The sequence below is a fragment of the Binatus sp. (SeqCode) genome (assembly GCF_036522015.1).
In the GTDB taxonomy this organism is placed as follows: domain Bacteria; phylum Desulfobacterota; class Binatia; order Binatales; family Binataceae; genus Binatus.
This window is the reverse complement of record NZ_DATDGQ010000058.1, coordinates 1-10,159: the sequence shown is the minus strand read 5'-3', so window position 1 is coordinate 10,159 and position 10,159 is coordinate 1. Positions and strand designations below refer to the sequence as shown.

The 10,159-nt window shown below is 60.5% G+C and carries 10 protein-coding genes and 1 pseudogene; 5 read left to right on the top strand and 6 right to left on the bottom strand.

The features are described 5' to 3' along the window. Positions 1-68: 68 nt before the first annotated feature. Positions 69-935 (bottom strand): hypothetical protein, encoded by an 867-nt coding sequence (locus tag VIW95_RS02515; RefSeq protein WP_331583702.1) that lies wholly within the window; start codon positions 933-935, stop codon positions 69-71. 523 nt (positions 936-1,458) lie between these two features. Here VIW95_RS02515 and VIW95_RS02510 point away from each other — a divergent pair. Further along, positions 1,459-1,654, top strand: a pseudogene (locus VIW95_RS02510) (efflux RND transporter permease subunit); the annotation flags it as partial. Between the two features lie 144 nt (positions 1,655-1,798). On the opposite strand, the gene VIW95_RS02505 reads toward VIW95_RS02510, so the two are convergent. Beyond that, positions 1,799-2,395 (bottom strand): hypothetical protein, encoded by a 597-nt coding sequence (locus tag VIW95_RS02505; protein WP_331583698.1) that lies wholly within the window; start codon positions 2,393-2,395, stop codon positions 1,799-1,801. Between the two features lie 259 nt (positions 2,396-2,654). Here VIW95_RS02505 and VIW95_RS02500 point away from each other — a divergent pair, with 259 nt between their 5' ends. Both VIW95_RS02500 and VIW95_RS02495 read left to right on the top strand, forming a co-directional pair. Beyond that, positions 2,655-3,530 carry a 5'-3' exonuclease gene (locus tag VIW95_RS02500; RefSeq protein ID WP_349259279.1) on the top strand — a complete coding sequence of 292 codons (876 nt, stop codon included), beginning with the start codon at positions 2,655-2,657 and terminating at the stop codon, positions 3,528-3,530. 61 nt (positions 3,531-3,591) lie between these two features. Next, entirely contained in the window at positions 3,592-4,347 is a 756-nt protein-coding gene (locus tag VIW95_RS02495; RefSeq protein WP_331583694.1) for a class I SAM-dependent methyltransferase, read from the top strand. Positions 4,348-4,355: 8 nt separating this feature from the next. Here VIW95_RS02495 and VIW95_RS02490 read toward each other — a convergent pair whose 3' ends face one another. Both VIW95_RS02490 and VIW95_RS02485 read right to left on the bottom strand, forming a co-directional pair. Continuing rightward, positions 4,356-5,471, bottom strand: a complete 1,116-nt coding sequence (locus VIW95_RS02490; RefSeq protein WP_331583692.1) for an amidohydrolase family protein — start codon at positions 5,469-5,471, stop codon at positions 4,356-4,358. Positions 5,472-5,528: 57 nt separating this feature from the next. Beyond that, positions 5,529-6,095, bottom strand: coding sequence for a GNAT family protein (locus VIW95_RS02485; protein ID WP_331583690.1), 567 nt, complete (start codon positions 6,093-6,095; stop codon positions 5,529-5,531). Between the two features lie 478 nt (positions 6,096-6,573). Between VIW95_RS02485 and VIW95_RS02480 the strand changes: the two genes are divergently transcribed. Then, positions 6,574-7,038, top strand: a complete 465-nt coding sequence (locus VIW95_RS02480) for a FecR domain-containing protein (RefSeq protein ID WP_331583688.1) — start codon at positions 6,574-6,576, stop codon at positions 7,036-7,038. Between the two features lie 6 nt (positions 7,039-7,044). Here the strand turns inward: VIW95_RS02480 and VIW95_RS02475 are convergent, their stop codons facing one another. Beyond that, positions 7,045-8,490, bottom strand: a complete 1,446-nt coding sequence (locus tag VIW95_RS02475) for a carotenoid oxygenase family protein (RefSeq protein WP_331583686.1) — start codon at positions 8,488-8,490, stop codon at positions 7,045-7,047. A gap of 86 nt (positions 8,491-8,576) precedes the next feature. Here VIW95_RS02475 and VIW95_RS02470 point away from each other — a divergent pair, with 86 nt between their 5' ends. After that, on the top strand, positions 8,577-9,425 hold the full coding sequence (locus tag VIW95_RS02470) for a class I SAM-dependent DNA methyltransferase (RefSeq protein WP_331583684.1): 849 nt from the start codon (positions 8,577-8,579) through the stop codon (positions 9,423-9,425). Positions 9,426-9,451: 26 nt separating this feature from the next. Here the strand turns inward: VIW95_RS02470 and VIW95_RS02465 are convergent, their stop codons facing one another. After that, on the bottom strand, positions 9,452-9,916 hold the full coding sequence (locus VIW95_RS02465) for a hypothetical protein (protein ID WP_331583682.1): 465 nt from the start codon (positions 9,914-9,916) through the stop codon (positions 9,452-9,454). Positions 9,917-10,159 lie beyond the last annotated feature (243 nt).

Genomic DNA, 10,159 nt, shown 5'->3' with positions numbered 1-10,159 from the left:
GGCCTTTTTTTCGGAGATCTTGTCTACCGCGACAGACGACGCTCCGCACCGCGCGCGCTGTCGGTGGCTTACTTAGTGCTGAATATCAGGAATCGATTGTTGCTCTCGTCATCGACGATCAATTGGGTCCCAACAAGAGATATTCCGAACGGGAAACTGAGCGTTTGCGCACTCGGCATGGAGTTGCCGGCGTTCGAAAGGCCGTGCGTGAAGTCGGCTTGACCAAGCACGATGTCCGCGGTCGGATTGTTAGCCGTTGGAAACGTGTTGAACACGAGGATGCGGTTGTTTCTGGAGTCCTCAACATACAAACGCGTGCCATCCGAAGCGACGCCACCGGGTTGGTTGAGACTTTGCGCGGTTGGTGGATCCGGACTGTCGAAAGAAATGAAATCCGGCTGTCCAACGACTACGTCCGCGGGCGCGCCATTGGTGGTCGGAATGCTGTTCCAAATCAGCACCCGGTTGTTATCGAAGTCTGCGACCGCCAGCTTGGTGCCATCGCTCCAAAGTCCCTCCGGCTCTCCGAGCCCGGTCTGAGTGGTCGCTGCTTGATTGCTGATAAAATCGGGTTGGCCGATTACAACATTCGCGGGCGCGCCATTGGCGGTCGGAATGCTGTTCCAAATCATGATCCGATTGTTGTCGCGGTCTGCGACCAAGAGCTTGCCATTTGCCACGAATAACCCCGTCTCTGGTTCAGACAATCCCGATTGGCTCGTCGCGGAATTGTTCGCAGTGAGGTCGGTTTGGCCGACCACCAAGTCCGCCGGCGTGTTGGTCTTGGTCGGCAGCTTTTTCCAGATGAGCACGCGGTTATTGCCGAAATCGTTCATTAACAGCTGACTGCCTGCGACAAAGGTCGCGGTGGGACTATCGAACGATGTACTGCTGTTACCAAAGTTCCGGTTCTTGAAATTGCTCTGGCCGAGCACCAACTTGGCGGATGCGCCGTTTTTTTTTGGGATTTTTTTGAATCCCAGCAGACGGGCGTTGTCCTGGTCGGGAAGGTAGAAGACTTTTTTGCCTAGAGCGGCAGCACCTGACGGATCGCAGAGAGTACTGGCGGAGGGATTCCCGCTCGAACCCGGATTGCACTGGTTACTCGTGAAGTTCTTTTGTCCGATTACGGTGGACGCAGCCTCGAAGGTCGTCAGCGCTTCCGCTACGTCACCCGCGCCAGCCGGAGTTGCTGCCGTCAAGAAAAATAGGCCCACCAATACCCAGAGCCCAATCCGTCGAATCATTTGATCTCCCTTAGCGATTCGCTTTTCCGCGAAAATCGGCTACGCGCGGGATTATGGAGTCGCTCCCGTCCTAGCGCAAGCAAGTCCGTTGCCAACGCGAGATGCCTTCTGCGGTTCAAACTTATCGAGTTTGTGGATCGAGGCGATAATATAGTGACTCTCACCCGGTTGGGAACGTGACATACGATTCTCGAACGGCCGGTGCTGAAACCGCCCGATCATGATGACTAAGATGGCGGCGCTGATGGGAACTCTGCCGATCGCGATCGGACTCGGCGCCGGCGCCGGCGGCTCGTCGCGTCCTCCGCTTGGCGTGGCTGTGGTCGGCGGCCTGTTCTTCTCCCAGTTCAATGACGCTCTACATCACGCCGGTCTTCTACACTTATATGGAAGCGTTCCTCGAGCGGTACAAAGCGTGGCGCGAAGGCCGTGAGATTACGCAAGTTTTCCAGCCAGTAACGAAAAAGATCGCGACCGCACAAACTGCCGAACCGCAGACGGCCGCTTGGCCTCGTAGACCGCCTTCGCGCTGTTCTTCGGGCCGCTACCAATCAGCCGCAGTTGCCTCCGCTGCTAGTGACCTTGGCGGTCCCGCCGTTCGGGATGCAAGTCGGCGGATCCGTGCCGTCACCATCCGCCTCGCCCCCGCCGGTAGCGGTCGCGTGCACAAAACTGCCGTCTTCTTCGCAATTGGCGTTTACAGTAGAGCCTCCGGTGGCCATCCCCGTCGCATTGCATTTTCCGAGCGCGGTCACATTGGCGTTGCTGCCCCCAGTCGCGGTCGCTGTCGCCACGCCTTTTTGGTCAGCATCGACGAACGCATCGCTGCCTGGGTCCGATGCGTGGGCGGTTGATTTGCCCTTGCTTTCCGATTCCGCCTCCGACATCGCTTGATCGGACGCGACGGAGTTGGACTTGCCGCCGCTCAACACAAAGGTTTGCGCAGAGGCACCCCCGGTTGCTTTTGCCTTGGCCTTGCCGGTTCCATCTGAACTGGCCAGACAGTTACTGCCGTCAGAGGCGGTGTGCTTTTGTTCGCCCTTAGCCGATCTGCTACATGTCGCACTTCCAGCGCGCGCCGGTGGTGCAGCGAAAGCGGCCACGAGCGCCACGGTTGCAAACCCCAGCATAGCCATTTTACTTAGCATCGGATTCAATTCCTCCCCGGACGGGTAATCCCGTTTCGAATCGCAAAAGTATCGCTACGCGCGGATTATGAAGTCGCGCAGCCCCTAGGGCAAGCAAGTCAGGCGCGCGAGGCGCAATCAATCACCTGTACTGTGTGAGAGGTCCTGAGCGGAGCATTGTGCTGTGGCGACAACCTGACCCCCAACCCCTTCCCGAGCGGGAAGGGGAACAAGATATAAAAGGGAGAAGGGTCGGCTCGACAAGTGCAATGGTGGCGGCGTGAGGGTGCATCTCGTCGACGGGACCTACGAGCTCTATCGGGCGCACTTTTCGCCGCGCCCGGACCATCGCGAACCGTCGGGCACGGATGCCAAGGCGACCGTCGGCATCGTCGAGTCGATGCTGGCGCTGCTGCACGACGCGGACGAAGCGGTCACTCATCTCGCGGTGGTGTTCGACAATCCGATTCGATCGTTCCGCAATGACCTGTATCCGCCGTACAAGAGCGACGAAGGTGTTCCGCCCGAGCTGCGCGCTCAGTTCGATGCGGCAGAACGTGCGGTCGGGGCGATCGGGGTGAGCGTCTGGTCGATGCGCGAGTACGAAGCGGACGACGGACTCGCGAGCGGAGCTCGAAAGTTTCGCGACGAAGCAGAGCAGGTGCGAATTCTCACCCCGGACAAGGACCTCGGCCAGTGTATCCGAGGCGACCGGGTGGTGCAGGTGGACCGGCGTCAGAAAAAGGTAACGAACGAGGCGGCGTTTCGCGTCGAGCGCGGCTTCGGACCGGAGAGCATGCCGGACTTCCTGGCGCTGACCGGCGACAGCGCCGACGGTTTTCCCGGCCTGCCCGGTTTTGGCAAGAAGAGCGCGTCGATGCTGATGGGCGCGTACGAAAGGCTCGAGCGGATTCCCGCGGATTCCTCTAAATGGACGGTCAAGCCGCGCGGCGCGCTCCAACTCGCGGCGACGCTGACCGAGCGGCGCGATGAAGCCTATCTCTACCGGAAGTTGGCGACGCTCATCGACACGGTCCCGCTCGAGGACTCACTTGACGATCTGAAGTTCCGCGGTGTGCCGCGCGCGCGCTTCGAGCGCTGGTGCGGTGAGCTTGGGGTCCAAAGGCTCGTCAGCGTGCCTCGACGATGGCAATAGTTGCGCCACCCGAGGCGAACCCGGCTCCTGGCCCTCGCACGAACGATATACTATTCCGACCATGACGCCGTCTCCGATGAACATGAACTCATACGAGGGCAAGCGCATCCTCGCGCTGATTCGCGAGGGCGACTACGCACATGCCGGCGAGGAAGAGGCGATCGAGCGCGCATTTCGCGCGGTTCCGAAAAACGGCGACAGCTGGATGCTCGACGTGGGATGCGGCCGCGGCGGCAGCGCGGAATATCTGCGCCGCCGCAGATGGGGCCAGGTCGAGGGAATCGATCGCGACATCGAATCGATCGAATACGCACGCACGACGTATCCCGAGATCGGATTCCACGTTTGCGACGTGCTCGACGTGCCGCGCACCGTCGCTCGCCAGTTCGACGTCATCTATATGCTCAACGCGTTCTATGCGTTCGCCGAGCAGCGCGACGCACTCGCCGCGTTACGGAAGGTCGCCAGGCCGGGCGCAAGACTCGTCATCTTCGATTACGCCCTCGGCGCCAAAGGCAACGCGGAGTCACTCGCCGTCGGCGGACAGGTTTTCATTCCGCATGCGATTCGAGTCGCGGAGATTGCCGCGATGCTGCGCGAAGCGGGATGGGCGCCCGGTACTGTCGAGGATCTAAGTATCGACTACGCGCGATGGTACGCGACGTTCGTCGATAGAATCCAGCTCAAGCGCGTCGAGATTGAAAATGTCGGCGGCGCCGACTGGTATCAGTTCGTGTTCTCGATGTACTCAGGCCTGCACGACGTGATCGCGCAGGGCGGGCTCGGCGGCGCGATCGTTCACGCCGCCGCGGATTGATCGAGTGATCAGGTGAGACGATAAAACCGCAGCGCATTCTGCGTCAGGATATTGTCGCGGGCGCTCTGCGGCAGTTTCCCCAGCGCGCGGGTCACCTCGGACACGACGCCCGGATACGTGCAGTCGAAGTGCGGATAGTCCGACCCCCACAGCACGTTGCGCTCGACGCCCAGGTCAATCATCGCCCTCAGCGTGCTCTCGTCAGGATCCATCGAGATGTAGCATCGGTCGGCGAAGTACTCACTCGGTTTGCGCTTCAGCCACGGCACGTAGGTGCCCATTTTTTCGTAGTGACTGTCCATTCGATCCAGCCAGTAGCCCAGCCATCCTATTCCAGATTCGAGGAAGCCGATCGTCAGTTTTGGAAATCGCGCGAGCACGCCGCCGCAAATGATATCCATGCAGGCCGCTTGCTGCTCGAACGGATGGCAGACCATGTGGAAGAAGAACGGATCGTGGTAGCGATCGCCGCCCATCGTGGGCATCCGCGTCCCGAAACTGCCGTGAACGGCGACCGGAACGTCCAGCTCCTGCGCCTCGCGCCAGAATTGATCGTACGCGGGGTCGTTGAGGCGGCGCCCGTTGAACGGATTGGGCCTGACGAACACCGCTTTGAAGCCCAATTCGCGCACGACGCGGCGCATCTCGCGCACAGCTTCATCGACGTCCTGCAGCGGCATCGGTGCCACCCCGAATAACCGTTTCGGAAAGGGCTTGCAGAAGTCGGCCAGCCAGTTGTTGTAGGCGCGACACGCGGCGGCCGCGAGCTGCGGATCGGTCAGATCGCCGTAGAGCAGCCACAACGACGGGTAGAGGACGGCGACGTCGATGCCCTCTTCATCCATCACCTTGATGCGAGCGTGCGGGTCGTAACCGCCGGGCAGGATGTCGTCCCAGGTAAGTTTGCGCGCTCGCTCGAGGTTGGAAAGGCCGCCGGGCGTCATCGACGCCGCCACCGGGAGCGACGGCCGGCTGCGATTCTCGTCATTAATCCACAGCTCGTCGCCGCCATCGCGATTGCGCCGAATCTGGATCATGCGATCGCGAAATTGCGGTTCGGCGTAATCTTCCCAGAGAGCGCGCGGCTCGACGATATGCCCGTCGGCGTCGATTATGCGAGTCATGAGCAGATTCTCCTTTGCGGCGGATTAGTCAGATCAATGACGCGTCCGGCGGGATTGTCAAGAAACGCGATTGCGCGGCCAATCCTCGCGCAGCACCGCGTACTGATACTCGTCGCACCACTCGCCCTTGAACCACGCGTTGTGGAGAAAGTGCCCTGCCCTTTTCATTCCAAGACGCTCCATCAGCGCGACCGACGGCGCGTTGCGGCAATCGGTAGTCGCGATTACGCGGTTGAGCTCGAGCGAGCGGAAAGCGAAATCTATCACAGCGCCCGCGGCTTCGGCCGCAAGGCCGCTGTGCTGGTATGCACGCGCAAAGGTGTAGCCGATTTCTCCGATGCGTGGCGTCGTCCTGATTACCAGCAGAGCGCAATCGCCGGCCAGCGCTCCGCCAGCTTTGACCTCAGCCGCGAATTGAAACCACTTGCCGGGAATCCCGGGGCGTTGGCGGCTCTGCTGCGCGATGAATTTCGCCGCTTCGGCGCGCGAGATCGATTCCCATGACTGGTAGCGCGCGACTTCGCGATCGTTTCGATACGCCATGAAACTTGCGAGGTCTGTATCGCGAAAGCGCCTCAGGATCAGGCGCGGAGTATCGAGACAGATGAAGGTTCGCGTGTTCACAGCGGATAGGCGGGCGGTTTGAGGTGTACCAGTTAGACTTCGAGTTTCGTTCGGACGCTCACCAAAACAGTTGCAAAATTGCTGATCCCATCCTGCTCATGATGCCGGGAGAGTCGTCCGACGGCGGAGGCTTGGGCGGATCGCGGTCTGCGTCCGAAATAGACGCATACGGAGGCATAGTCTGATCGACCTCCTGCGTCTGCATGCATCCCGCAGCGAACATGAGCGCGCCACCAGCAATCGCGGCTGCGAGCACAGATCTACGCCTTCCCATCACCGGCTCCGTTTGATCGCCCCGCTATGAGGTTATTTGAGCTTGGAGGTAGGTTTCAACGCGCGTCCGGCTTCAGATGGTCGATCGGACCGACAGTTTAACACCAAGCGTGGCCCTGTTGAGCTTCATAGCGCGCGAGCGTTTGACGATGCTATCTTGTCGAGCGTGAATCTTTCGCGAAAAAGCTGACCGCCAGGGATCAATATGAAAAAAATCGAATCCGGTATTGATGTGCTTAGAACCACCCGCCGCTCGGTTGCACTTCTGGTTGTGGCGGCGATGCTCGGACTGCTCGCGAGCTCGGCGGTGCGCGCCGACGACTCCGTCGGCAGTGTTACCCAGGTCAGCGGCAGCGCGCAGATTCAGCGCGGCGGCGCTACTCTACCTGCGCAACAGGGGACGCCGGTAAAGATTCACGACACGGTGACGACTCAGCCGGATGGTTCGATGACGTTGGGGTTTGGTGATGGCAGCTCGATTGCGCTCAGCAGCAACACCAGCATTGCGATCGAGAACACTGTGGCGGTGAACGGGCAGATGGTGCCGAGCCGCGTGACGCTAATCAGCGGCGACATTCATGCGATCGTTCCCGACAAGGCCGGGCAGCCGCATAGCATCGAAGTGAACACTCCTAACTCGAAGGTGACCGGGCCTTCGCCGAATCAATAACCGCCACTAGCGCGCGCGCAACTGATCGCCGGGAATCCACGTCGAGTGGAACCCGACCGGCACGCGCTGCGGAATCTGTACGCGCGCGATTGGTCCGTTCGCGAAATTTTTCGCAGCCAGGATGACGACCTCGCTGCTGTTCGCGGCGTTGGCATCCGCAACGAAGGTCACAACGTAGCCGTCGTCCTCGTCGCGAGCGCCGGCGCGCGGCGCAAACGGCGCTTCATTCGAGGTGCGTCCCGCGCCGAACAGATATTTCTCCGACATGCCACGGACGGTGTCGTATTTCACCAGCCCTTCGTAGTGCGGCACCATCGAGTTGTACGCGTAGCGCGACTTGCGGCCCATCATGTGCCGGTTAATCGTCGGCCATTCGGTCTTTTCGTCGTCAAGCTGCTCTTCGGTCACAGCGCCGGTGACGAGGTTGAAGCGCCAACGGCACAGTTGCGCCTCGAGGCGCAGAAACGCTCGCATCCGCGCGAGCTCGCCTTCCCCGCGCTTCGCGCCCGGCTCCGCCTGGATCACCCGGCACGCTTCCATCACGAATTCGTCGCCGTCCTCCCACGCGTTGACCACGTGGTAGATGTAACAGGGCGACGCCTCGAACCATTTCACGTCCGCGTTAGTTCCGTAGCGCGGCAGAATTCCGAACCGGCTTGGCAGCTCGGGATAGTAAGTGACCTTGTGCACCTTGCGCTCGAGCAATTGCGGATCCCAGAACAGCGGCAGATCCATCAGCAGCGAGTAGTGCTCGGTAAATGCCATGTCATGCGGCAAGCGCGAGCCCGGGAGATCGATCGGCTCATGATGGGTAAGCTCGCCGCGCGCGGAGACGACGTTGTAGGTCATGTACGGCGGCTTGGTCGCATAGTCGAAGAACAGCAACTCGCCGCTCACGGGATCGACCTTGGCGTGCGCGGACACTGCCCGTTCGAGCTTGCCGCCGAAGCGCTCGACGCCGAGCGTCTCCAGCGTGCGCGGATCGATCTTGTAAGGCAGCCCGCACTGATACCACAGCGCCAGCGCGTAGCCGTTGTGAAACACGAGGTCAGTGTTGGCGGAGTCTTTAAGCCATCCGTCGGAACCTGCGCCGCGCGGAACATCAGGATCCGGACGATCCATCAGCCCCGGCCATATCGTTCGATTCGCCACCTGCTCGGCGGCGAATGCTTCAGTGCGAATCCAGCGGTTGCGATAGGTCGCCTTGCCGTCGTGGAATTCGATGCCATGCACCATGCCGTCGCCGTCGAACCAATGGTAGCGTCCTCGCGGCTGAAAGATCGGATTAGGCCCATTGCGCAGATACGCACCCTCGAGGTCTTTGGGAATCTCGCCGATAACCTTCAAATCATCCGCAGTAATCTCCGTCGCGATCGGCGCGTAGATTCCCTTAAGAAACGAATTCTCGCCCGGATCGATCTGAATAGGAATTTCGCGCTCGATCTTCACCATGATGCGTGCTCCGGCGGCTGAGACTAACACGAGGGTCGGCGCGTCGACAAAGAGGGGACGGACGATGCACATGCGCGGTTGAGGCGTTGACTTGGGCGGCATCGTTTGATGACCTGCGGCGCATGGCCGACTACGAACACTCCACCTACGGCGATCGAATTGCGGCAGTTTACGATCAGTTCCACGTCCACTCCCCGGTAACGCGTTTCACCGATGTGACCGTCGAATTCCTCGCGAGCATCGCCGGCAAGCGACGGGTGCTGGAGCTTGGCATCGGCACCGGCCGCATTGCGGTGCCGCTCGCGGCCAAAGGCTTGAAGGTATTCGGCATCGACGCTTCCGAGAAGATGGTCGAGAAGATGCGCGAGAAGCCCGGTGGCGACGCGATCCCGGTCGTATTCGGTAATTTCGCAGACGTAAAAATTGGTGGCCAGTTCTCGCTGATCTACGTCGTGTTCAATACTTTCTTCGCGCTGCTCACGCAGGACGAACAAGTGCGGTGCTTGCAGAGGGTCGCGCGGCACCTCACCCCGGAGGGGGCGTTCGTTATGGAAGCGTTCGTGCCGGACCCGAGCCGCTTCGATCGCGGTCAGCGCGTCGGCGCGATCGACGTAGGTACCGACCGGGTGCGGTTGGAAGTTACGCAGCACGATCCAGGTACACAGTCGATACGATCCGCGCTTGTCGAGATTAGCGAGAGCGGCAGCATTCTTCTCTATCCGGTGCGGCTGCGTTACGCAGGACCGGCCGAACTCGACTTGATGGCGCGGCTGGCCGGGATGCGCCTGCGCGCGCGCTACGGTGGATGGAAGCGTGAGCCGTTCAGCGCCGCGAGTCAGTTTCACGTATCGCTGTATGAATTGATAGCGGCGAAGCCGGCGCCTGCGCCGAAATCGCCCGCGCGAAAGAGCGCCTCGCGCGGGCGGCGAAAATAGACTGCCGCCGACTCGTAGGTTTCGGATCAGGTCCGTGCCTTCCGTCGATTGCCGAGCTTCGGTCTGGGGCCAGGTCGTCCGGGTGCCCTTGGGATGTGAGCTCGCTCGATCGAGCGAAGAACGCGGTTCAAATCTCTTGCGGCCAGGCGCAACTTCTGACCACCGCGGGCGAGTGCTCCGGAAGGTGACTTGCTGAATACCCTCTCAATCGCGACCATCTCCATTTCCTCTGCGCCCTCGTCGATTGCGCGCCGGAGGGTTCGCAGTTGAAGGATTAAATTGGAACGGTCGATCTCGAAAATCTCGAGTTGATCCAGTTGCGGATCGAAAGTTTTCGGAAGATCGGTATCCGGTCGACCATTACGTTTAACCACGAACCCTGAAGCAGCAGGGATCGCGCCATCTTCGCCCGAGCAAAGAGTGCTTGACGAAGCGGGTCTTTCCAGAGTCCAATCAGACAGGCTGGCAACGAGGTTTCGTTGTTCCTTCATAGTCGCAGCGACATTCCGTTGCGCGAACGACGAGTGTCATCAAGGCTCTTACGGTGAAGCCTACAAGACCACTAGTTAACGAAGAATAGTCAGCCTGTCAATCGAGCTTTTGTTCCAGCGGACCGGTGGGTTCGCGGATCAGGAGCTCGGTCTCAAATGGACAGCACGGCGACGCGCGATGGCCTCGAGCGCGATCGCGTGCTCTACTTGGTTCATTACCTGGAGGCGCGTATCGCAATGGAC